Source organism: Streptomyces sp. NPDC048671 (genome assembly GCF_055587045.1).
This window is the reverse complement of sequence record NZ_JBVJHB010000004.1, coordinates 117,768-140,806: the sequence shown is the minus strand read 5'-3', so window position 1 is coordinate 140,806 and position 23,039 is coordinate 117,768. Positions and strand designations below refer to the sequence as shown.

The 23,039-nt window shown below is 69.2% G+C and carries 13 protein-coding genes and 6 pseudogenes; 12 read left to right on the top strand and 7 right to left on the bottom strand.

The genetic code is table 11. The annotated features are described in order from the left end of the window. Positions 1-905 precede the first annotated feature (905 nt). Positions 906-2,225 carry a hypothetical protein gene (locus ACZ6S6_RS09680; RefSeq protein ID WP_469704624.1) on the top strand — a complete coding sequence of 440 codons (1,320 nt, stop codon included), beginning with the start codon at positions 906-908 and terminating at the stop codon, positions 2,223-2,225. Beyond that, positions 2,222-4,438, top strand: coding sequence for a tetratricopeptide repeat protein (locus ACZ6S6_RS09675; protein ID WP_469704623.1), 2,217 nt, complete (start codon positions 2,222-2,224; stop codon positions 4,436-4,438). The genes ACZ6S6_RS09680 and ACZ6S6_RS09675 overlap by 4 nt, the downstream gene beginning before the upstream one ends. A 169-nt stretch (positions 4,439-4,607) precedes the next feature. On the opposite strand, the pseudogene ACZ6S6_RS09670 reads toward ACZ6S6_RS09675, so the two are convergent. Then, positions 4,608-4,790: pseudogene (locus tag ACZ6S6_RS09670) on the bottom strand (transposase domain-containing protein); the annotation flags it as partial. A gap of 196 nt (positions 4,791-4,986) precedes the next feature. Between ACZ6S6_RS09670 and ACZ6S6_RS09665 the strand changes: the two are divergent. From ACZ6S6_RS09665 to ACZ6S6_RS09640, 6 genes and pseudogenes are all read left to right on the top strand, one after another. Further along, positions 4,987-5,645: pseudogene (locus ACZ6S6_RS09665) on the top strand (ISAzo13 family transposase); the annotation flags it as partial. Between the two features lie 68 nt (positions 5,646-5,713). Next, a pseudogene (locus tag ACZ6S6_RS09660) lies at positions 5,714-6,126 on the top strand (helix-turn-helix domain-containing protein); the annotation flags it as partial. Between the two features lie 774 nt (positions 6,127-6,900). Beyond that, positions 6,901-7,956, top strand: coding sequence for a cytochrome P450 (locus tag ACZ6S6_RS09655; protein ID WP_469704622.1), 1,056 nt, complete (start codon positions 6,901-6,903; stop codon positions 7,954-7,956). 156 nt (positions 7,957-8,112) lie between these two features. After that, positions 8,113-9,120: a JmjC domain-containing protein gene (locus tag ACZ6S6_RS09650; protein ID WP_469704621.1), complete on the top strand. Its 1,008-nt coding sequence runs from the start codon at positions 8,113-8,115 to the stop codon at positions 9,118-9,120. A gap of 312 nt (positions 9,121-9,432) precedes the next feature. After that, positions 9,433-10,661: pseudogene (locus ACZ6S6_RS09645) on the top strand (IS256 family transposase). A gap of 22 nt (positions 10,662-10,683) precedes the next feature. Continuing rightward, a pseudogene (locus tag ACZ6S6_RS09640) lies at positions 10,684-10,912 on the top strand (ATP-binding protein); the annotation flags it as partial. Between the two features lie 82 nt (positions 10,913-10,994). Here ACZ6S6_RS09640 and ACZ6S6_RS09635 read toward each other — a convergent pair. After that, entirely contained in the window at positions 10,995-11,291 is a 297-nt protein-coding gene (locus ACZ6S6_RS09635) for a hypothetical protein (RefSeq protein WP_469704620.1), read from the bottom strand. Between the two features lie 158 nt (positions 11,292-11,449). Here ACZ6S6_RS09635 and ACZ6S6_RS09630 point away from each other — a divergent pair. Both ACZ6S6_RS09630 and ACZ6S6_RS09625 read left to right on the top strand, forming a co-directional pair. Next, positions 11,450-11,896, top strand: a pseudogene (locus ACZ6S6_RS09630) (transposase family protein); the annotation flags it as partial. Positions 11,897-12,687: 791 nt separating this feature from the next. After that, complete coding sequence (locus ACZ6S6_RS09625; RefSeq protein ID WP_469704618.1) at positions 12,688-13,068, top strand: helix-turn-helix domain-containing protein; 381 nt, start codon at positions 12,688-12,690, stop codon at positions 13,066-13,068. A 107-nt stretch (positions 13,069-13,175) separates the two neighbouring features. On the opposite strand, the gene exaC is transcribed toward ACZ6S6_RS09625, so the two are convergent. The 5 genes from exaC to ACZ6S6_RS09600 all read right to left on the bottom strand — a co-directional run bounded on the left by exaC (position 13,176) and on the right by ACZ6S6_RS09600 (position 21,390). Next, positions 13,176-14,699: an acetaldehyde dehydrogenase ExaC gene (exaC, locus tag ACZ6S6_RS09620; protein ID WP_469704616.1), complete on the bottom strand. Its 1,524-nt coding sequence runs from the start codon at positions 14,697-14,699 to the stop codon at positions 13,176-13,178. A 103-nt stretch (positions 14,700-14,802) separates the two neighbouring features. After that, on the bottom strand, positions 14,803-16,053 hold the full coding sequence (locus tag ACZ6S6_RS09615; protein ID WP_469704614.1) for a GAF domain-containing protein: 1,251 nt from the start codon (positions 16,051-16,053) through the stop codon (positions 14,803-14,805). Between the two features lie 107 nt (positions 16,054-16,160). Continuing rightward, complete coding sequence (locus ACZ6S6_RS09610; RefSeq protein ID WP_362955489.1) at positions 16,161-16,751, bottom strand: N-acetylmuramoyl-L-alanine amidase; 591 nt, start codon at positions 16,749-16,751, stop codon at positions 16,161-16,163. 332 nt (positions 16,752-17,083) lie between these two features. Next, positions 17,084-18,481, bottom strand: a complete 1,398-nt coding sequence (locus ACZ6S6_RS09605; RefSeq protein ID WP_469704613.1) for an SWIM zinc finger family protein — start codon at positions 18,479-18,481, stop codon at positions 17,084-17,086. Continuing rightward, positions 18,478-21,390, bottom strand: a complete 2,913-nt coding sequence (locus ACZ6S6_RS09600; RefSeq protein WP_469704611.1) for a DEAD/DEAH box helicase — start codon at positions 21,388-21,390, stop codon at positions 18,478-18,480. Before ACZ6S6_RS09600 ends, ACZ6S6_RS09605 begins: the two co-directional genes overlap by 4 nt. 267 nt (positions 21,391-21,657) lie before the next feature. On the opposite strand from ACZ6S6_RS09600, the gene ACZ6S6_RS09595 reads away from it, so the two are divergent. Together ACZ6S6_RS09595 and ACZ6S6_RS09590 are read left to right on the top strand one after the other, a co-directional pair. After that, a complete protein-coding gene (locus tag ACZ6S6_RS09595) occupies positions 21,658-22,710 on the top strand; it encodes a fatty acid desaturase family protein (RefSeq protein ID WP_469704609.1) in 1,053 nt (350 codons plus the stop codon). Between the two features lie 96 nt (positions 22,711-22,806). After that, complete coding sequence (locus ACZ6S6_RS09590) at positions 22,807-22,989, top strand: hypothetical protein (protein WP_123465650.1); 183 nt, start codon at positions 22,807-22,809, stop codon at positions 22,987-22,989. Positions 22,990-23,039: the final 50 nt, after the last annotated feature.

The following is a 23,039-nucleotide window of genomic DNA, read 5'->3' as shown; positions in this document are numbered from 1 at the left end:
CTTCTGTGTCACCAGGTGGGTCGGGCCCCGAGAGGTTGAGCGGCTGCGTCGTGCGCCCGAAGGGCGCTAAGTAGGCCATATATCCACAACGTGCGGTGGGGTGGTGGCTGTTCGGGGCTGTCCTCTCCGGGGGTCATGGATGCAACGTGCGCCTAGCGGTCGGGGGCCATCACGGATGGTCGCCATCCACCCGAGGAAGTTCACAGCCCCTCCACGAGGCGGTCGTATCTCCGCCCTCAAGTGGAGTAGTGACGGCGACTTTCGGCCAGGAAGATCAGGATGAGGGGCCGGCGGTCCCGCGCTGGGCGGCGAGGCAGGGGGGTGTCGTGGGGGCGAGGGGGCGGGTGGGGGTGTGACCTTGAGCTTTGGGCTCGGGGGTGGCGGTGCGGCCCGGTTGTGGGCGTGGGCGGGTCGGGTCGGCGCTGGCTGCTCCGGTGGTCCGGGCAGGGGTGTGGCCGGTGGGAGAACTCGCCGCTGCTTGGGTTTGTTTTCGGTTTTGTGGCAGGTGAGGCCAACGTCAGCCGTATCAAACCCGTGCACCGCATCTCGACCGAAATAATTCCCATGAACCATTTCTCGGACTTCAAGTTCTGGTGAGGCGCCCGGAGTCGGTGCTATAAGTGACGAGCCCAAGGCCAAGGACTGAATGAATTCGCAACGGTCTGCGTGCCGGCCGAGAAGGATCATTCCATCGAAAGGGGGGATTCCGATGAAGAAGATCGTCGTACGCAAGACCGGCGGTGTGAAGCTTACTACGAGCGCGAGCGCCTACTGGCCGCCGATGTGTATCGCGGCGCAGAACTGATATAGGACGTGGTGCCCGTAATTCCTCGAATTGCGGGCACCACGTCGCTGTCCCTACACGATGCCGGGAGGTCGCCCGGCGAATCCGACGCGGAGGCGGCATGGCGGATACTGGGCAGACCGCGGAGCCTGCATTTCATCAGTTGACATTCATTCCGGAGGGCGACGAGGTGCTTGTCGGCAGGGCCGACACCGATTCGTACGCCCTCTTTCCCGCCGACGGTGCGATGCTGCTCCGCAAGCTCACCACTGGCATGCCCTTGGTTGACGCCGTCGCCTGGTACAACGCCGCCTACGACGAACCCGTCGACATGGACGACTTCCTGGAAACCCTGAACGAACTGGGGTTTGTTCGGGATGAGGGTGAAGATCCGGTCGCTGCGGCGCCGGCTGCCGTACGGTACGCACGGCTCGGTCGGGCGGTCTTCTCGCCGGTGGCCTGGGTCGTCTACGGGGCGATAGCTGTGGTGTGCGTGGTGCTCCTGGTGCGGATGCCCGATGTGCGCCCATATCCGAGGACCCTATTCTTCAGCGATTCGCTGCTGCTGGTGCAGGTCGGTCTGCTCTTCGCCCAGTTGCCATTCGTCTTCCTGCACGAGTCCTTCCATGCGCTGGCCGGCCGGCGCATAGGGATACCCTCTCGTCTCGGCGTCGGGCGCCGGCTTTATTTCGTGGTGTTCGAGACGACGCTGAACGGATTGCTCGGAGTTCCCAGGAGAAAGCGTTACCTTCCTTTCCTGGCCGGCATGGTCGCCGACGCCGTGATTTTCAGCCTGCTGATCTGTGCGGCTGCCGTCGATGCGCATCGACACGGTCATGACCTTTCCTTCGTAGGGCGTTTCACGGTGGCTCTCGCCTTTGTCACCGCGCTGCGGTTCGTCTGGCAGTTCTACCTGTTCCTGCGGACCGACCTCTATTACGTTTTCTCCACAGCTCTCGGCTGCGTCGCCCTGCACGACGCGACGCGTGCGCTCATCCGCAACACCCTCAGTCGTCTGCTGGGGCTGCGGCACCGCATGGTGGACCTGGAGCAGTGGTCGGACCGGGACCGCAAGGTCGCGCGCTGGTACGCGCCCTTCGCCGCGGCAGGCGTGCTGGTGATGCTGCTGACCGCCGCCGGCACCGCGGTCCCGGTCCTCGTCCACTTCGTGCGCCTCCTCGTCGACCGGCTCGGCCACCCCGGGCATCCGGACTCCGGCTTCTGGGACTCCGTCGGCTTCCTGGCGCTGAGCGTCGTGCAGTTCGGGCTGGTCGGCGTGGTGGCCCTGCGCGACCGCGCCCGCGAGCGGCGGCAGCAGCAGCGTACGGAAGCAGCTCCGAAGCCCGCCCCCGCCCCCACCCCGGACACCGCGCCCGCCTTGGACATCGCACCCCTCCCCGCCTCCGCCACCCTTCACGCAGAACAGGAACGCACCCGATGAGCGAGCAGCCCGCACACCTGTGGATCGTCGGTGTCACCCGCCGGGACCGAGACGCCGCGCTGGACGCCGTCCTCTCCCGGCCCGTCGCGGGCGAGTTCCACGCGGTCAGCAGCCACCACCTCGGCCGGGGCCCGTACGCCGGGACCGCCGCCCTGCTGAACCTGGTGGTGCCCCGGGTGTGGGCCGAGGCGCCGGAGCTGGTGACCGCCCACGATGTCGAACTGCTGTCGGTCGCCCCCGATCTGGAGTCCGTCGTGGCGCCGTCCCGCGAGACCCTCACCTCGCTGGCCATCCCCGAGGAGCGCACCCGGTTCTACGGCCCCGGGCGGACCCGGCGCCTGGCACACGGTGTGGTGGAGTTCCTGAACCGCTGGGCGGCCGACTCCGGCCGGCCGGTCACCGTACGCTTCGATGCCGTGCACGCGGCGGACGCCACCGAGCAGGAGCTGCTGGCCATCGTCCTGCGCCGGGTGGACCCGGCCCGGCTGCGCGTCGTCGTGGCCACCACCGCTGACCCGCTGCCGCCGCACGCTGCGGAACTGGCGGGCGCGCTGGCCGGGTACACCGTACGCGTGGACGCGCCGGCCACCGCCCCTGGCTCCGCCGCGCCGCGGCAAGGCGCCGACCCGGTGCGGTCCTACGTGGATTCCGACGGCACCTCCGACATCGCCGACGAACGGTCCGCCTACGAGGCCGCGCCCGCGAAGATACGGGCCGAGCTGCACGACGCCAGGGCCGCGGAGCTGGAGCGGACCCTGCCGCAGGCACACCGGCTCGGCGCCCTCCCGTACCACCTGGAGCGTGGGAGCGACCCGCACGGCGCGGGGCTGAGGGCGGTGCTGGGGGCGACCGGCCGCTGCGTGGACATGGGCTTCTACCACGCGGCGATCGAACTGGGCCGCCGGGCGAGGGCGCTGGCCGACCCCGAGCGGGACGAGGACGCGTACTGCTCGGCGAGCACCAAGTTGACGAGTTCGCTGGCCGTCCTCGGGCAGGCGGACGAGGCGGAGGAGATCTACTTCGACCTGCGCAGCCGGTTCACCACGCCGATGGTGCACCTGTTCTCCAACTACGCGCTGGGCATGCTGTACACCCGCCACCGCGCGCCCGAGGCCCGTAACCACCTCACCGCCCGCGCCCACCTGCACACCGCCATCGCCCTGGCGTCACAGATGCCCGAGGCGTCCCGCTCGTTCCAGAAGGTCTTCCAGCAGAACGGGCTGGCCCTGGTGGAGATGCACATGGGCAACCTCATACGGGCCGAGGAGCTGGTGACCGAGGGGCTGGCCCAGCTCGACGCCGACCTGGCGCCGGGCGAGCACGAGTTGCACCGCTCGGTGCTGCTGCACAACCGCGGGCAGGTGCGGGCCGCGCTGGGCCGGGTGGAGGAGGGCGTCGCCGACCTCTCCCGGGTGATCGCCGCCGACCCCAACCACCCCGAGTACTACTTCGACCGGGCCTCGCTCCACCGGCGGTCCGGCGACACCGACGCGGCCCTGGCCGACTACCAATGCGCCATCGACGTCAGCCCTCCGTTCCCCGAGGCGTACTACAACCGTGGTGACCTGCGCGCGGAACTCGGCGACGTCAAGGGCGCCCTCGCCGACTTCGGCTACGTACTGGAACTGGAACCGGACTACCTGCGCGCCCGGATCAACCGCGCCTCCCTGCTACTGGAGGCCGGCGACCTGGACGGTGCCCGCGCGGACGTGACCGAGGGCCTCGCCCACCACCCCGACAGCGCCGAGCTGTTGTGCACCCGCGGTCTGCTCGCGCTGGAGGACGGCGACACCGATGCCGCCCTGGCCGACTTCACCACGGCCCTGGAGTACGACCCGGCCCTCTATGAGGCGCTGGCCAACCGCGCGGTTCTCGCCCAGGAACTCGGCCGGGCCGACGACGCGGTCGAGGACCTCACCCGTGCCCTGGAACTCGTCGGCCCTGATGCGTCCCTGCTCTACAACCGCGGCTACGTGCACCGCTCCGCCGAGCGGTGGCAGGAGGCGATCGACGACTTCACCGCCGCCCTCGACCTGCCGGACGCCGACCGGGGCGAACTGCTCTGGGAACGGGCCGCCTGCCGTGCCGGAGGCGGCGACCTCGACGGGGCCCGGAGCGACCTGCGCCTGTGCGCCGGCCTGGACGAAGCCCCCTACGCCGACCGGGCCCGTGAGCGCCTGGCGGAACTGACCGGCACTCCGGAGTCGGTGTAGGGGCCGCGCCCCTCCGCAGGGCCGGCAGCGTGGATGACCTGGTCGCGCGCGGTCTGGACGGCGATGCTGAACCCGCAGCGGTCCGGGTCGGTGCCCGGAAGGGACTCGGCGGGTACGGCGGCGGGGTAACGACGGGCGTCGGTCAGGCTCGTAGCCAGGCGGTATGCCGGTAGCCGACCTCGGGAAAGAGACACATCGCGAGCAGGAAGTAGACCTCGACCCGCGACGGCAGATCACGCGGACGCCGCTGCACGGTCCTCGTCTCCGACAAGACCGCGTCCACGAGCTCGAACGGCACAACCGCCGCCAGCTCCCCCAGATGACCAGGCGCGAACCGGCCCCCGGGCCACAGTGGCGGTACGGGTGATGGTCGTCAGCGCGGGCGGCACGACACAATGACGGGGCAACGGAGCTCCTTCGGGACAAGCTGTCTTGGTCGACTGCCTGTACCAACGAGCTCCGTTGCTTTGCGTCGGTAATCCTGCAACGCGCTTGCACGACCTGCGAAAACGCCAACTACCCGGCCTTGGGTCAAGGCCCGGTGACCCGGTGACCCGGTGATCAGCGTGGACAGCAAGAAGAAGGAACTGATCGGCGACTACAAAAACGCAGGCCACGAATGGCAGCCCACAAGGCAGCCTGTGAGGGCAAAACGCACGCCTTCCCCGGCCGGGCGGAGAAGGCGATTCCGTACGGAATCCATGACGTGGCGGCGAACACCGGCTGGGTCAGCATCGGCACCGATCACGACACTGCGGCCTTCGCCGTCACCTCGATCCGGTGCTGGTGGCAGGCCCGCGGCCGGCACGACTACCCCCGCGCCCGCCGGCTGCTGATCACCGCCGACGGCGGGGGCTCCAACGGCTGCCGCACCCGCGGCTGGAAGACCCAGCTCGCCAATCTCGCTTCCGAGACCGGCCTTGAGATCGCGGTGTGTCACCTTCCGCCCGGCACCTCGAAGTGGAACAAGATCGAGCAGCGGCTGTTCTCCCACATCGCCATGAACTGGCCAGGCACACCCCTGACCAGCCACGAAGTCATGCTCCAAACCATCGCCGCGACCACCAGCCGCTCTGGCCTCACGGTGCATGCCGAACTCGACAGCGGTGAGTACCCCACCGGCATCCACGTCAGCGACGATGAGATCGCTGCCCTGCCCACACTCGCCATCGCTCCCACGGCGACTGGAACTACACCCTCCACCACCCGCGTCCGATGGACGCGGCGACCACCGGCAGCACACCGGACGAGGCCCTGGCAGACAGACCGGCTCGCCTCACGCGGCGTTCGCTCCAGGACCCAGAACTGACCGGGATGCCCCGCCGGCAGCTCAGCGAACTCATCGACGTTTTGGCTCCAGCGATGGAGGTTCAACGCGAGCAAGCGCTCCGCACACGACGAGGTCACGAGCGCCTGGTGGCCCCTGGCGCTGGTGCCAAAGCCAAGCTCACCTCAGCCGACCGAGTCCTGGTCACCGTCCTCCATCTGCGAAAACTCGCGACCCTGGACCTCCTGGGCCAGCTCTTCAACGCTGCCGTCATGATCATCAGCCGCGCAGTGAAAGACGTCCGCCCGCTCGGGAATCCCATGGTGTTTACCTGCCTGCCTCAACAGCCCGTTTCCGCACACGGGAAGACGTCGCCAGGTTCCTCGACCTCGACAAAAGCAAGATCAAACCGACGTGTTGATTCCTGGCAAAACCTAAGTAGCAGTCACACCAAGCAGTTCGCCGCCGGTATAACGTGGCGCGCTTTCCATGGTCGTGGCCGCGTGCCTGACGGGCATAGTCGTGAGACGAGCTTGCCGAAACGTCCTGGTCGACCGCGACCGGTGCGAGAACTCGCCCGCCGGGGCGGGGCGGCAGATCCGGCTGTGGCATGCCCGTCAGTTACCCGCTCCGCGTCCCCGCTCTGTCATACCGAGAACAGCCAGTTCACCCCGTACGGCCTGATCCGTCACGCAAGCCCCAGCGAGGTGACGCCGCGTCAAAGCGGCGATGGGTCCACGTGAAACGTTAGCGAAACGTTAGGAGAACGTAAGCGTCAGCTGAAATGGTGATATTCCCCCGGTGGGGGAGACAGCCCTTTTCGATTATGGCACGGACGCGATTTTGATCGTGTCCGTAATCCAGGAAATGGAGTAGTCATGAAGAAGATCAAGGCGCTTGTGAGGAAGTTCAAGAAGGATGAGGACCTCGCCAACCACGCGTGGGTTCTGCACGTCATCTAGTTCACCTTTCGTTGGCGGGGGGAAGCGACCATGTCGCTTCCCCCCGCCAACGCTTGGGTGTGTCTCTGGTTGTCGCGGTCCGTGGCGGTCGAGACCGTATCGGGCTCTGCCGCAGGTCAGGTCGCAGCACAACGCACGGGGCAACGCACGCTCCCGCCCGTTCAATGTCTGGAATTCTCCGCCCGCTGCGGGGAACCCATTTAATTGCCATTTTCAATGGAGGCGCGATTCTCGTGGAAGAAGCGGCACCGGCGGAAGTTCGCGGCCATTCCATCGTCTACGCCCCGCGGATTCAGGACCTGCTGGCCAGGGAAGAGAAAGTGTTCCGGATCGACGCGACCACGGTCGGCGTTTCCGACTGTGACCTGATGGCCGAAGTCGTCGGGGCGCGCCCTGTTCTGTCAACAGAGCGCTCGGTCTACAAGCCCGCAGCGGGAGCCGAGATCCCCCACGACAGCGCGACACGGACGATCCGTGCTCTGGGGCAGGACGTCATGGAGGGCATCCGCACTCCGCCGCCCCCGGCAAGCGGGCTGGACGGCGCCTGGCCCTACGCGGCCACCTCCTACCTGCGCCAGTGGCTCTTCGCGTCCGACCCCCTGCCGGTCTCCCTGTTGTCGAAACGTCGCGTCACGCGCTCCCACACGCTCTCTCGGATCGTCGACCGTGCCATCACCTTCTGGCCGGAGACCGAAGGCGGACACGAGCGCACCGCGCTGGCCGAGCAGATCCGCAGCGCTTCCGACACCCAAGAGCGCAGGCAGGCCATCGCCATGTACCGGCGAGCGACAGCCACCCTCTGCGACGGCGTGGCCGCACTGGCCGGCAACGCACTGTGGCTCCTGGGGCCGGCGCGGGAACGAGAGGAAGCCCGCGGCGACCTCACCGCGGTTCTGTGGGAGACGCTGCGGCTGCTCCCGCCCGCGTGGATGCTGTACCGAACCGGCGGGAAGGCATACACCGGACTGCACCCCGAGATCCGCCCCGAGGACAACGTCGCGCTCTTCCCCCTCCTGATGCATCGTCACCCGGATTACTGGTCCGATCCGTTAGAGTTCCGGCCCGAGCGATGGGCCGGGGTGGCGGATCCCGAGAAGACGCCCGCGTTCATGCCGTTCGGGTTCGACGGTGCCCGCTGCTGGGCCAAGCACCTGGTCGTACCCCTCGCCGAACGCCTGCTGACCGTCGCTCTCGACAACCAGCTCGTCATTCGCGGCCTGCAGCAGGAGACCCACGTACCCCTGCGCTCCCTGCTCTCCGTGCGGATCGACGTGGAAACCGGGGCATGACCCGGCACCACGCCCTGGCGCCGGCCACTGATGCCGGCAAAGGCAATGCGGCCACCGCGCAGGACCGCTCCCGCCGGGGAGCCCGCTCCAGCCCTCGTTCCGGGCGGACGCCGCCGGCCCGCGAGTACCGAACTCCCTGACACCACAGGAAACGCTATGGAATCGCCCACGCTGGCCGACTGGGTCGGCGACGTCACGAGTTTCACCAGCCACCAGTGGCAGCGCGAGCCCGCGGTCTTCACGCCGGAGACACTCGCCTCGCCGTTCGACCTCGACGAGTTGGACGCCGCCTTCGACTCAGGGCTGCTGCGCACCCCCTACCTGGAGATGGTCCGCTCCAACAAGGTCACCGTCCCGGCCGATGCGTACACCACGTCTCGCGTGGTCAACGGCACAACGCACCACGGCTTTGCCGACCGCGCGAAGGTCGTCGCACTCCTGCGCGCCGGGGCGACGCTGCTCCTGCGACATGTCGACCAGTGGCACCGCCCCACTGGCGATCTGGTGACGCGGTTGTCCGGGGAGCTCGACCGGCGCGTGGAGGCGTTCTTCTTCGTCACGCCCGCAGACGGTCAGGGCCTCGCGATACACCGTGACGACGCCGACGTGTTTGCCCTCCAGGTGGCCGGACGTAAGACCTGGTACGTCCACGGCGCGCCGACTACGGCGGACTGGTCGTTGGGCGAGCTGCCGGACGGCGAGCACTCGCCCCAACTCCTGCACAGCGTCCTCGAGCCCGGCAACGTGCTCTATATCCCGCGCGGCTTCGCCCACCGCGCGGTGGGCGAAGCAGGGCTCTCCGCCCACCTGTCGCTGACGATCCGCGACCTCTCCCTGCAGGACCTGCGGACAGCCCTCGAACGGTGCTTGACCGAAGGGCTGGATGTCCCTGCGCGCCCGCTGGGGGAAGCCGCGATCGCAGACGCCTGCGCCACACTGCTCAGCCATGTCCGGGCGAAGCTCGCCACGGTCGAAGCAGGGGACCTGCGACTCGCCGCACGGGCGGTACAGGCACGGCAACAGGTCGAGGCGACACGGGCGGAGACATTCGCCGGGACGGCCCGGGACTGGGAGTCCGGCGTACTCGGTGCCAAGCGCGCCGGACTGGCGTCCGTCGTACGCACATGGCGCAGACTGCGCGACGCGGCACGCACCACGGACTGACGCGAAGCCACGACGTTCGGGCCGCTGTCGGCTCGTCCGTTGTCCTCCGCGTGCAGTCGCCCTCCACTGACCACTTCGAGACGGATTCCCGTGGGGCTGCCATTCGGAGAGTCTGCAGTGGCAGATGTGGGTCACTGCGATGGCGGTAAGGGCCAAGCCGAGCCTGTGCAGCTGCTCGGCGGCCTCACGCCAAATGGGGGACTGTAAAACGTTCGGTGTAACTCCCGATCATGGAAGATGCATCGATGAACCAGCGACAACGTGACCGAGGTTGAGACTGCCGAGCCGTCTGAGGCGGCGCCGTCGAATTCTGTGGACGACCGTTTGATTGATGAGCTGGTGGGGCGGGCTCAGGCTGAGGGCCTTCAGTTGACCGGCGAGGGTGGGCTGCTCCAGCAGCTGACCAAGCGGCTCCTGGAGTCCGCTCTCGAGGGCGAGATCACCGACCACCTCGGCTATGACAAGCACGTTCCCGCCGGGAAGAACGGCGGGAACAGCCGCAACGGAACCCGTGCCAAGACCGTGCTGACCGACGTCGGCCCGGTCGAGATAGCCGTGCCCCGCGACCGCGAGGGTTCCTTCGAGCCAAAGATCGCAAAGAAGCGGCAGAAGAGCCTGTCCGGCGTGGACGAGATGGTCATCCACGCTCGCCGCGAAGGGCCTGACGACCGGTGAGGTCCAGGCTCACCTGTCCGAGGTCTATGGGGCCGACGTGTCCCGCCAGACGATCTCCACGATCACCGACAAGGTCCTCGATGGCATGGCCGAATGGCAGAACCGGCCCCTGGACGCCGTCTACCCGGTGATCTTCATCGACGCGATCCACGTGAAGATCCGCGACGGCGCGGTGGCCAACCGGCCCATCTACGTGGCCCTGGCCGTTACGGCCGAGGGCCCGGCGGGACATTCTCGGGCTGTGGGCGGGTGACGGCGGGGAGGGCGCCAAGCACTGGATGCACATCCTTACCGAGATCAAGAACCGCGGAGTGAACGACGTCCTCATGCTGGTCTGCGACGGGCTGAAAGGGCTGCCCGACGCGGTCGATACTGTCTGGCCCCGCACGGTCGTGCAGACCTGCGTGGTCCACCTGTTGCGGAACTCCTTCCGCTATGCCGCCCGCCAGGACTGGGACAAGATCGCGAAGGTGCTCAAGCCCGTCTACACCGCGGCGACCGAGGAGGCCGCACTCGAGCGGTTCGCGGAGTTCGCCGACGCGTGGGGCAAGAAGTATCCGGCGATCGTCCGGCTCTGGGAGAACGCGTAGGAGGAGTTCACGCCGTTCCTCCGTTTCGACACCGAGATCCGCCGCATCGTCTGCACCACGAACGCGATCGAGTCCGTGAACGCGCGGATCCGACGGGCAGTGAAAGCCCGTGGTCACTTCCCCAACGAACAGGCCGCCCTGAAGTGCGTCTACATGGCGATCATGTCCCTGGACCCCACCGGCAAGGGCCAGGCACGCTGGACCATGCGCTGGAAAACCGCACTCAACGCCTTCGACATCACCTTCGACGGCCGGCTCTCTGCGGCCCGTCAGTAACTACAACAATCCGAGTTACACCGCTCGTTTGACAGACTCGGTCCTGACTGAACGTGAGGAGAAGAACAGCGTCGCCATCGCCTCCGACGAATCCTTTTGGCGGCTGGACCAAAACCTTCACCGACCCCCGCCTCTGCGCGGCCATCGTCGATCGCCCCACCTTCAACGGCACCATCATCGAAACCGGCACAGACTCCTACCGCCTCGCCAGCACACGAGCCCGAGCCGAAGAGCCCGCCAAGGCCGGCTGACCTCGTGGTCCCGCATCCGGGCCGCCACCCAACAGGCGGCGGCCCGGATGGGACACCGAGGCGGCCGTGATGAGACCGCTCATCACCGGTCGAGACCGCCGCTTTGCTCCAGGTCATCCATGAACTGCTCGTGCACTCGAAGCTCGCGGCCTCTGCCCGGACTCGTCAAGACGATGGTCTTCGCCTCCCTGAGTGCCGTGGGGCCAGCCCCCAGTAGCTCGCGCGTGATCACCACCGCGTCGAGCACCTCGACCCGACGCTCACTCAGCAGCCTCTGCACGACAGCCATCCCACCGGCACTCGTCAGCAGCGGTCGGCACTCATCCACGAGCGCCTCTAGCCGGGCCGTCCTCTCCGGATGCAGCTCTCTGATCACCATCGCGGTGCCTCCTCGCCTCACAGATCCGCGCTCGGCCCCCGATCATGCCCCAAAGGTCCTGAGCGCCGTCATTTCTCGTCCACATCTGCGGAGGCTTGGATCACCCACCGCCTCCCAAACAGGCCGACAAACGCTGCTGCTGAAAGTGAACAAGGCCACTCCTGCCGATCGGCCGCATCGCCGCTGACCTTCCCTTCTACTCGGGCAAGCACAAGAAACACGGTATGAACGTGCAGATCCTCGCCAGCCCCTTCGGAAGACGACTGTGGGCCTCACCGGCCTTGCCCGGAGCCGTCCACGACGTCCGCGCGGCCCGTGAGCACGGCATCATCGACGCTCTCGCCCGAGTCGACGTTAGCTGCTGGGCCGACAAGGGCTACCGGTGCGCCGGCGGCACGGTCCGCACCCCGTACTGGGGGCGCTGGCACACTCTTTCCGCCGGTCAGCAAGCGGTGAACCGGTCCCACGCGAAGATCCGCGCACTCGTCGAACAGGCCATGGCCACCCTCAAGTCCTGGCGGCTCCTGCGCAAGCTTCGATGCTCCACCACTCGAATAACCGACGTCGTGAAGGCTGTCCTGGTCCTTCTTCACGCATCAACGTGAGGCTGGGCATCGCTCAATAGGTCAGCCACTCCCTGTCGGGGATCAAGTCATCAATCCATTCCTGGCCTCGCATGGCCCACTGAGGCGCAAGGAACACTGGGCGACACCGAGCGTGGTCACCATTCTGCTGGCAGCGCAGGACCAATCCCAGACTGAGGAGGTACGGCTCCCCGCGGGGCCCGAAGCGCAGGCCATCGACATACTCGGGCAGAGTCGGATCCTCAAGTGTTGACGCGGTCTCCTCTATCCAAGGTTCCAGTTCCGAGGGCAACCGGCCAACCAAAGGAGTGCCGTCGAGGCTGACCTGGGGGCCCCGGCAGGCGTCGACAGCTACTGCAGCCAGGGTCCGGGTCTCCTGGTCGTAGTAGGTGTCGATGCCAACCCCGTTGAAGGGATACCACCGCGCGTACATCTCGCCCCATCCCGTGATCGGCTCGCCCAGAGCGGCTGAGACTTCCTCCTTGCTCTGACCGAACCGCATGGGCCCCACGGACTTCAACGGCACCCATGTCCACTCAGGGCGCTCCCCGTCCCAGAGAGATCTTTCCGCCCACCAGACCAACGAACCCACCCCTCATCGGCACGTGCGTGCAGGAAGCATTCTTGCAAGGCCATGCCAGGGAAGGCACCATGCGCCTGACTGCGGAGCCCGTTCCAGAAGTCCGGAACGGGCGCTGGGCGGCTGTGGCGGCGCCGCCTGGCCAAGGGGCGTGGGCGAGAATCGAAAGTGCGGGCAGCGGCCCGAGCGTGCCCACTCTGGCGGGCGGCGCGGGTTCCCGAAGGGAGCGGCCATGCGTGCTCAGGTACCGGACTGGAACTCCCCGCGCGCCCAGAGGCTCATCGCGGACGGCGACGTCGGAGGCCTGATCCGCAGGGCGCGCCAGCAGCACGGCCGGCGGCAGATCGACCTCGGCAAGGCGACCGGCTATTCCGCCTCGGCCGTCAGCCGCCTCGAGACCGCCGAGCGCCCTGCGACCGGCCTGGACATGCTCAAGCGGTTCGCCGAAGCCCTCGTCATTCCTGCGGTGGTACTTGCCGCAGTTCTCCGCGTAACCCCGCCTCGGGCCACTACAGTTGCCAGCGCCCAGCGCCCAGCGCCCAGCGCCCAGCCCTACGGCCGCTGCCTCGCCTTCTCCGCCCGCAGAACGAGGTTGTGGGCGCAAAGCGAGTAGCGAAATAGTGAACGGGTCCGGAACGTTGCTGAGCGGTCACGGACAGTGGCTGCGCCCTATGGGTGCCTGAAAGGGTAAAGCTCCTTCCAGGCACCCATTTTGAGGTTCTAGAAGAACCCAAGTTTCTTCGGGCTGTATGAAACCAAAATGTTCTTCGTCTGCTGGTAGTGCTCCAGCATCATCCTGTGGTTCTCCCGGCCGATCCCGGACTGTTTGTACCCGCCAAATGCAGCATGGGCCGGGTACGCGTGGTAGCAGTTCGTCCAGACCCGGCCTGCCTGGATGGCTCGGCCCGCCCGGTACGCGGTGTTCGTGTCGCGGGTCCACACACCCGCCCCGAGCCCGTAGAGGGTGTCGTTCGCGGTGCGGATCGCGTCGTCGAAGTCCGAGAAGGACGTGACGGCGACGACCGGGCCGAAGATCTCCTCCTGGAAGACCCGCATCCGGTTGTCGCCCTCGAAGATCGTCGGCTGTACGTAGTAGCCTCCCGCCAGCTCCCCGTCGTACTCGATGCGCCTGCCGCCCGTAAGGATCTTCGCGCCCTCCTGCTGGCCGATGTCCAGGTACGAGAGGATCTTCTGGAGCTGGTCGTTGGAGGCCTGGGCGCCGATCATCGTGTCCGTGTCCAGCGGGTGGCCCGGCACGATCTGTTCGGTGCGGGCGATGCCCGCCTCCAGGAACTCGCTGTAGTGGCCGCGCTGGATCAGCGCCCGCGAAGGACAGGTGCAGACCTCGCCCTGGTTGAGGGCGAACATGGTGAAGCCTTCGAGTGCCTTGTCGCGGAAGTCGTCGTCGGCCGACCAGACGTCGTCGAAGAAGATGTTCGGCGACTTGCCGCCCAGCTCCAGGGTCACCGGCTTGATGTTCTCGGAGGCGTACTGCATGATCAGCCGCCCCGTCGTGGTCTCCCCGGTGAACGCGATCTTCGCGACGCGCGGGCTGGACGCCAGTGGCTTGCCGGCCTCCGCGCCGAAGCCGTTGACGATGTTGACGACGCCCGCCGGAAGCAGGTCCGCCACCAGGCTCAGCCAGAAGTGGATCGACGCGGGCGTCTGCTCGGCCGGCTTGAGGACCACCGCGTTGCCCGCCGCGAGGGCCGGCGCCAGCTTCCAGGTGGCCATGAGAATGGGGAAGTTCCACGGAATGATCTGCGCGACGACGCCGAGCGGCTCGTGGAAGTGGTACGCGACGGTGTCCTCGTCGAGCTGGCTGAGCGAGCCCTCCTGAGCGCGGAGCGCACCCGCGAAGTAGCGGAAGTGGTCGATGGCCAGCGGAATGTCGGCCGCCAGGGTCTCCCGTACCGGCTTGCCGTTCTCCCAGCTCTCGGCGACCGCGAGCTCCTCCAGATGAGCCTCCATCCGGTCCGCGATCCGGTTCAGGACCGAGGCCCGGTCGCCCGCCGACGTGGCACCCCAGGCCGGCGCCGCGGCGTGTGCCGCGTCCAGGGCGAGCTCGACGTCCTCGGCGGTGCCGCGGGCGATCTCCGTGAACGGGCGGCCGTTGACGGGGCTCGGGTTCTCGAAGTACTGGCCTCGGGCCGGCGGTACGTAGGCGCCACCGATCCAGTGGTCGTAGCGCGACTCGTACGAGACGATCGCGCCCTCGGTGCCCGGCGCAGCGTAACGGGTCATCTCTGTGGCCTCCCGGATCCGGTGCCGCCCGCCGTTGGACGGCCCTCGGCGCGAGGCTAGGCAGCGCGACGTTGCAACCCCGTTGCGTACCGCGGGCGGGCGGCTAACGCAGTTCCGCGTCGAGCGTCCTGGCGCGGGCCAGCAGGGCGGGCCGCTGCGCCGCCGGCGCGGCCGCGGCCAGCGCCCGCCACGCGGGGAGGTCGTCCTCACCCCACGGGCTGGACGCCCAGTCCGCCAGCAGCCCCGGATCGCCGCGCGCGATCAGCGCGGCCCGCAGCGAATCGTCGAGCCGACGCCGCAGCCGGACGACCGACGGGGCCTGCGAACCGGGCAGCAGGGGCCCCGCATAGGCACTCAGCGCCGCGGCCACCGCACCCGAGGCCAGCCGGCGCGCGACGGTGTCGAAGTCCGCGTCGACGGGGGAGGCGAGACGGTAGGGGCGGGAGAGCAGCAGATCAGGGCCGAGCAGACGGCGCAGCCGGGAGAGCTCGGCCCGCAGCGTCACCGGGGTGACCGACTCGTCCTCGTACAGTTCGACAAGGAGCTCCTCGCCGCCGATGCCCTCGGGGCGCCGGGCCAGCGCGACCAGGATCTCGCTGTGCCGCCGGCTGAAGCGGAGCGCCCGGCCGCCCACGATCAGCAGCGCCTCGTCCCTGCCGAGGGCGGTCAGCCGTACCGTCCCGGCGGCCGGGGACGGGGCGAGCAGGGCCAGTTGGGATTCGGCGGCGCGGGCGACGGCCTGCACGAATGCCAGGCTGTGCGGATGCGCGAGCCCGTTCCCTCCGGTGATGTCGACCGCGCCCAGTACCCGTCCGGTGTGCGGGTCGTGCAGTGGCGCGGCCGCGCACGTCCACTGCTGCACCGGACGCAGGAAGTGCTCGGCCGCGAACACCTGGACCGGGCGGTCCACGGCGATGGCCGTTCCCGGCGCGTTGGTCCCGGCGACGGATTCCGCCCAGCGGGCGCCCTCGACGAAGTTCATCCGTCCGGCACGCCGTCTGGTCACCGGGTGCCCCTCGACCCACAGCAGTCTGCCGTGGGCGTCGCACACCGCCAGGAGGTGTTCCCCGTCCGTCGCGTAGGCGCTCATCAGCTCCCGGATAACCGGCATGGCACGGGCGAGCGGGTGGGACTCCCGGTACGGTCCGACGTCGTCGGCGTCCAGATCGAGCAGGGCCGCGCCGTCCGGGCAGACGCGGGCCCGCGCCGAGCGGCGCCAGGATTCGCCGACCACCGGGCGGACCGGCCGCTCCAGGCGGCCGGCCGCGGTGAACACCTCGTGCGCGTGCCGCAGCTCGCCGAGCCGTTCACCGGGGTCCGCATCGGCTGCCAGGGCCAACCAGGGGTCCGTCAACTCACCCTCCCGTCCAGGGGCGCCGTACACCCCCATCGTCGTCGCGGCGGACGCCCGCGACAACCGTGGTGCGGAGAGTAATCGGAAGGGCCGGACCCGGCCTTCGGTCAGCCAGTGCCGAGCAGGTTGACGAGGCGGATGTAGCGGACCCAGTCCCAGTTCGGGCCCGGATCGGTGTGGTCGGCGCCCGGGACCTGCGCGTGGCCGAGAATGTGCGCGCGGTCCTTGGGGATGCCGTAGCGGTCGCAGACCGAGGCGGTCAGCAGCGCCGACTTCTCGTACATGGCGTCGGTGAAGTAGGCGGGCTGGTCCACATAGCCCTCGTGCTCGATGCCGATGCTGCGGGTGTTGTAGTCCCAGTTGCCCGCGTGCCAGGCGATGTCCTGCTCCCTGACGCACTGGTCGATGTACCCGTCCACCGAGCGAACCACGTAGTGCGCGGAAACCTGCTTCGCCGGATTCCGGAAGATCGCGACCGCGTCCGAGAACGTCTCCTGGGTGACGTGGATGATCACATACTGCACGGGATACGCCGAAGGGCGCGTCGAAACCGTGTAGTTGGACGTCGATGCCGGTACCCAGTGGGCCGACGGATAGTCCGTGTCGCCCGCGACCGCCGCGGCGGCCCGTGCGGAGGCGGGGAGCAGCGCGGCCGCAGCCGTGGCCGCGGCGCCCTGAAGGATCCTTCTCCGGTGCATGTGAACTCCAGCTGTGTGTGGGGGGAGTGGGAGAGGCGAGAGGGGGCCGGTGCGGACGGATCCAGGAGAACGGCTCGGGCGTCTGCGGCAGCGGGCCCTCGTGGGGGAGGGGCCGCCGGCCGATTCCCCCGACATCCGGGAACTCCCTCTTGTCCGATGACCGGAATATGTTGTCCGGTGTACGGCCGATCGGCTCGCGGGCCCTACCGTACGGGTGCCGAGCGGGTGGCGGAAGACGTCAGGAGCCCGAAATCGCTCTGGTGCGGGGGCTGTTCGGCCACTCCGGCGAAGCCCCCGCCCTCATCCCGGTCCCGCCCGCCGGTGGGCTGCCGTCAGACCTCGGCCTGGTCCGCGTCGGCCAGGGCCGCCGCCGGATCGTCGTCCGGGGGACCGGCCGGGACCCACCGTCCGTTCTCCTCGCGGTACGGATACCAGCGCCCGTCCCGTCCGTAGCGGAGCTGGACCGCGCCGTCCACCGACGTCCAGCGGTTGTGCTCGGCCCGCAGCCGGGGTGCCTCGTCCTCCTCCCAGGCGACGGCGAGCTGCGACCTGGCGTGGGCCAGCGATGCCGCATCCGGGGTCCACTGCTCGTCGAGCACGGAGAGCGCCGCGGTGCCGCCGTACTGCCAGGCACGTACGGCGATCCGCAGGCCGGCCGGCCCGCGCCCCGACCCGGTCGCCAGCCGGGTCGCGATCCATGGCACGGGACGCGCGTCCGAGGCCAGCCGCACCGCGTCCTGTTCCGGCGTCAGCCCGGCCGGTACAGGCTGCAGTGCGTGACCCGGGGCCAGCGCGTCCGCGAGCATCCGGTGAGCACGCGCCGCGCTGTCCGTCGCCAGCATCTCCAGCGCCGTCGGGTCCACGCCGGGCTCCGGGTCGGTCTCCGTGTCCAGCGAGGGAGACACACCGGCCTCGGCGGGAAGCCCGGGGGGAGGGGGCAGCGGCGGGAGTGCGTCGCCGGCCGCGTGGGCCTCCGCCGCCGGGACCCCGCGCACGCCCCGGTCCCCGGACCCCGGTGCGGAGGCATCGGCGGGCCCGGAAGGCTCCTGCCCCGCGGCGCGGGCGGTGATCCGCACCTGGAGCTCGTCCAGCAGCAGGCGCTCGCCGCGTCCCCGCATCAGCAGCAGAACGAAGGGGTCCTGGTCCAGCAGCCGCGCCACCTGATAGCAGAGGGCGGCGGTGTGCGGGCAGTGGTCCCAGGCCTCGCAGGTGCACTCCGGATCGAGGTCACCGATGGCCGGAAGCAGCTCCACGCCCGCCGCGGACGCGTCCTCGACCAGATGCGGCGGCATCTCCCGGTCGAGCAGTGCCGCGATGTGCCCGGCCCGGTCGGCCGCCATGTCCAGGAACCGGTCCCACTCCTCCTCGCTCAGCTCCTGGAGCAGCACGTCGCTGCGGTACGCGCTCGAGTCCCGGTCCTGCACCACAGCGGTGATCCGGCCGGGTCGCACGGACACGACACCGACCCGGCCCTCACGGGCGAGCCGGCGCCCCTTCTTGAGCTGCTGGCCGTCCAGCGCGGTGTCCTCCAGCGCCTTCAGCCATGCCCGGCCCCACCAGGACTCCGCGAAGCCGCGGCCGCTCGGGGGCGGCAGGGCGGCGAAGGTGCGTTCCTGCACGGGGGCCGAGGGCGCCGTGTCGTCCTGCTCGTCGGCTTCATCCCTGTCGGCGTATCCGTCGGGGGCGTACCCGTCCGGCTCATAGGCGTCGGGCTCGTATCCGTTACTCATCGTGCGCCCCCTCGAAGTTCCACCAGGTCGGCCAGTTCCGCATCGCTGAGCTCGGTCAGGGCGCTCTCGCCGGAACCGAGGACCGCGTCCGCGAGCCCCTGCTTGCGGGCCAGCATGTCGGCGATCCGGTCCTCGATGGTGCCCTCGGCGATCAGCCGGTGCACCTGCACCGGCTGGGTCTGCCCGATGCGGTACGCGCGGTCGGTCGCCTGAGCCTCGACCGCGGGGTTCCACCAGCGGTCGAAGTGCACCACGTGACCCGCCCTGGTGAGGTTGAGACCGGTCCCGGCCGCCTTGAGCGACAGCAGGAAGACCGGGGCCTCACCCGCCTGGAAACGGTTCACCATCGACTCCCGCGCGGCGACCGGAGTGCCGCCGTGCAGGAACTGGGTGCGGACCCCGCGCGCCGCCAGGTGCCGTTCGAGGAGCCGGGCCATCTGCACGTACTGGGTGAACACCAGAACAGCCGCGCCCTCCGCGAGAATGGTGTCCAGCAGCTCGTCGAGCAGTTCCAGCTTTCCCGAACGGCCGGCGATCTGCGGCTCCTCCTCCTTGAGGTACTGCGCCGGATGGTTGCAGATCTGTTTGAGCGCGGTCAGCAGCTTCACGACCAGGCCCCGCCGGGCGATGCCGTCGGCGGCGGAGATCGCCGCGAGCGTCTCCCGTACCACCGCCTCGTACAGGCCCGTCTGCTCGGCCGTCAGGGAGACCGCGCGGTCCGTCTCGGTCTTCGGCGGCAGCTCCGGAGCGATACCCGGATCGGACTTGCGCCGGCGCAGCAGGAACGGACGCACCAGTGCGCCGAGCCGCTCGGCCGCCGCGGGGTCGCTGCCGCCCTCCACCGCACGCGCGTACCGGGTACGGAAGGTGCCGAGCCGCCCGAGCAGTCCGGGGGTGGTCCAGTCGAGGATCGCCCACAGCTCGGAGAGGTTGTTCTCCACCGGGGTGCCGGTGAGGGCCACCCGGGCCCGCGCTCCGATCGTGCGCAGCTGTTTGGCCGTCGCCGAGTACGGGTTCTTCACGTGCTGCGCCTCGTCGGCGACGACCATGCCCCACCGGGTGGCCGCGAGCTTCGGGGTGTCCAGCCGCATCGTCCCGTACGTGGTGAGGACGAACTCGCCGTCCGCCAGGTTCTCCAGACTCCGTGAGCCGCCGTGGAACCGGCGCACCGGGGTGCCCGGCGCGAACTTCTCGATCTCCCGCTGCCAGTTGCCCATCAGGGAGGTCGGGCAGACGACCAGGGTGGGGCCCGCGGCCGATTCGATGGTCTGCCGGTGCAGATGCAGCGCGATCAGAGTGATGGTCTTGCCGAGCCCCATGTCGTCGGCGAGACAGCCGCCGAGTCCGAGTGAGGTCATCGTGTGCAGCCAGTTCAGGCCACGCAGCTGGTAGTCGCGCAACGTAGCGGTGAGCGCCGCGGGCTGACCGAGCTCCGGCTGTCCGCCCCGCGCCTGCCGGGACTCCGGATCGGCGACCCGCTGCCGCAGTGCCTCCAGCCAGCCGGTCGCCCGGACCTCGACCCGGCGGCCGTCGACCTCGGTGGAGCCGGTCAGCACCGCGCCGAGCGCGTCGATCGGAGTGACCTTGCGGTCCTGCGTCTCGCGGGCGCGGCGCGCTTCCTCGGGATCGATCAGCACCCACTGGTCGCGCAGCCGTACCAGCGGCCGGCCCGCCTCGGCCAGCCGGTCGAGCTCGGCGCGGCTGAGCGTCTGGTCACCGAGCGCGAACCGCCAGTCGAACGCGAGCAGGGCGTCCGCGGACAGGAGCGAGGAGGTGTCCGAGGCGGTACGCAGGGGCTCCCGGGAGTCGCCCGGCCCGTCCCCGCGGTCCTCGTCGCCGGGCGGGCCGATCACGGCGCGCGCCGTGAGCTTGCGGGCCAGCTCCCTGGGCCAGTGCACCTGCACGCCCGTCGCGGCCAGGGCCTGTGAGGCGGGGCCGAGCAGTTCGGCGATCTCCTCGTCGGCCGGTTCCACGGCGTCGGGCACGGCCGCCGACAGCAGCGGGGTCAGGGGCGGCCAGGCGCGGGCGGCCCGGCGCAGCATCAGCAGGGCGTCCATCCGGGCCTTCGGCCCGAGGGCCGCAGCGGCCGGCCCGTTGCCCGTCCAGATCGTGGCGGCGTCGGTGACCAGGGTGGGGTCGCTGACGCTGTGGATCTGCGGAACCACACGGAAGGAGGGGCCGGACCGCTGTCCCTCGGACGCCTCGTAGGTCCGGTCGAGTCCGGACACCTCCACACGCAGCGAGAGCCGGACACCCGCGTCGTGCCCGGCCGCGACATCGGCGACCCAGGCCCGCTGGTCCGGCAGCTGCCGCGGGGCGTCCGCGGTGAACGCCGGGCCGCCGGCGGCGAGGGCGGCGGCGGGTGTGCGCGGCAGGCTGTCGGCGACCGCGTCGAGGAACTCCCTTACCAGCCACTCCGGTTCGGGCAGCAGAAGGGGCTCATCCGTCGCATCGAGCGGTACCGCATGGGCACTTGGCGGCATGGCGGCGGCCAGTGCGCGGATTCGGGCCTGGTCGTCCGCGGTGAGCGGTCCGGCCCGCCACGCGTCGTGATCCGTGGCGCTCAGCCCCGGCAACAACAGCCCACGCGCGGTGAACTGAAGGGCCAGCAGCCCGGCCGTCCCCCAGAAGGAGGCCGCCGGCGAGGCGTGCGCCGAGCCCCTCGCGCGGGTCAGTACCGGCAGAGCGTCCCGCACGGGGAGCAGCCGTGCCGGTACCTCGTACGGCTGAGCGTCGGAACCGGTCACGGTCAGGCCCTCGACGGTCCCTGGGGCATCGGGCGGACTGCTACCGTCGGGGCACCAGAAGGCGACGCGTCCGGTCCGGGAGGGATCCGCGGGCAGGAACACCACGGAACAGCCGACGAGTGCGGAGATCTCGGAGAGCGTTGCTGCGGGGAGGCTGTGCACAGCGATGTCAGATTCCTCAAATTTGACTAGTGGGCCGAGGTCGCCGAGGGTACTCCATCGCATCCGGCGGCGGGGCTAGTTGCCACATGATTCACGTCACATGCCTGAGTCCGATATGTCGGCCAGGTGTAGCCAGCCCCCCTCCGGAATGAGGGGGTTGGCACCAGGAAACCTCGGGTGGTGGCTCCATGGCTGCTATACATCTGCGACCCGTACGTTTCATCAGGTCAGCGCACCTCTAGCGCACCCCTTAAGACCGGAGACATCATGCCTCAGGCCGCAACCACCGTCGCGGAACGAACCCGCGACAGTGCCGGAAGTGCCGGAAGTACAGGAAGTGACTTCGCGCCACTGCTGCGGGCTGTCAAGGGGCAGGGACTCCTCGAACGCCGCACCGGCTGGTACGCCGCGGGCATCGCCGCCAATCTGCTCGCCCTGGGCGCCGTGCTCACGGGAATGGTCCTCCTCGGCAACACCTGGTGGACCCTGCTCCTCGCTCTGCCCCTCGCCGTCTTCTGGTCCCGCACCGCGTTCGTCGGGCACGACGCCGGACACGCCCAGATATCCGGTGACCGCCGGGCGAGCCGGGCCATCGGCCTGGTGCACGCCAATCTGCTCCTCGGTATGAACGAAGCGTGGTGGAACGACAAGCACGTACGCCACCACGCCAACCCCAACCATGTGGACAAGGACCCGGACGTCGGCGTCGGCGCCCTCGTCTGGACCCAGAAGCAGGCCGCACAGCGCGAGGGCTTCGCCCGCTGGCTCACCCGTAACCAGGCGGGGCTGTTCTTCCCGATGCTGCTCCTGGAAGGCATCGCCCTGAAGATCTCCGGCTTCCAGTACCTGCGACAGCAGCCCGCCCGTGAGCGTGTCCTTTCCGCCCTGCTCCTGGTCGCACACCTCGGCCTCTACGTCACGCTGCTGCTGTCCGTCATGTCGCCCGGAAAGGCCGTCGTCTTCGCGCTCGTGCACCACGCGCTCTTCGGCCTCCACCTGGGCATGGCCTTCGCCCCGAACCACAAGGGCATGGAGATGCCCGACCCCGACGGCGACCGCTGGGGACACCTCCAGCGCCAGGTCCTCACCTCACGCAACGTACGGGGCGCCGTCCTCACCGACTGGTTCCTCGGCGGGCTCAACTACCAGATCGAGCACCACCTCTTCCCGAGCATGCCCCGCCCGCATCTGCGGCTGGCGCAGCCCCTGGTCAAGGCCCACTGCGAGGCGCTCGGCATGCCGTACGCGGAGACCGGACTCATCGAGTCCTACCGCCAGGCCCTCGACCACATGCACGAGGTCGGCGCGCCGCTCAGGTGACCGTTCCCGACGGGTTCGGGCAGGCTGGAACCGATGAGCACGCACAGGCGTTCTCACAGACAGGAGCGGCCACTGGCCGCGAAGGAGGCGTGGACGATGTCGAACAGCGCAAAGATCGCCATCGGGGGAGTTGTCGTCGCAGTCGTCCTGATGCCGTTCATCGGGTTCTGGCTGTCACTGCTGGTGCTCATCGGAGTTCCCGCGATCGCCTATCTGGTACTGGATCCCAGCCAGCGGCGCAGGCTCCGCAGAATCACTCGTAAGGAGATCGGCCGCTGAGCGATGCGGTCCTCCCCGATCCGGGCCCGGCGTTCCGGATCGGTGCCTCC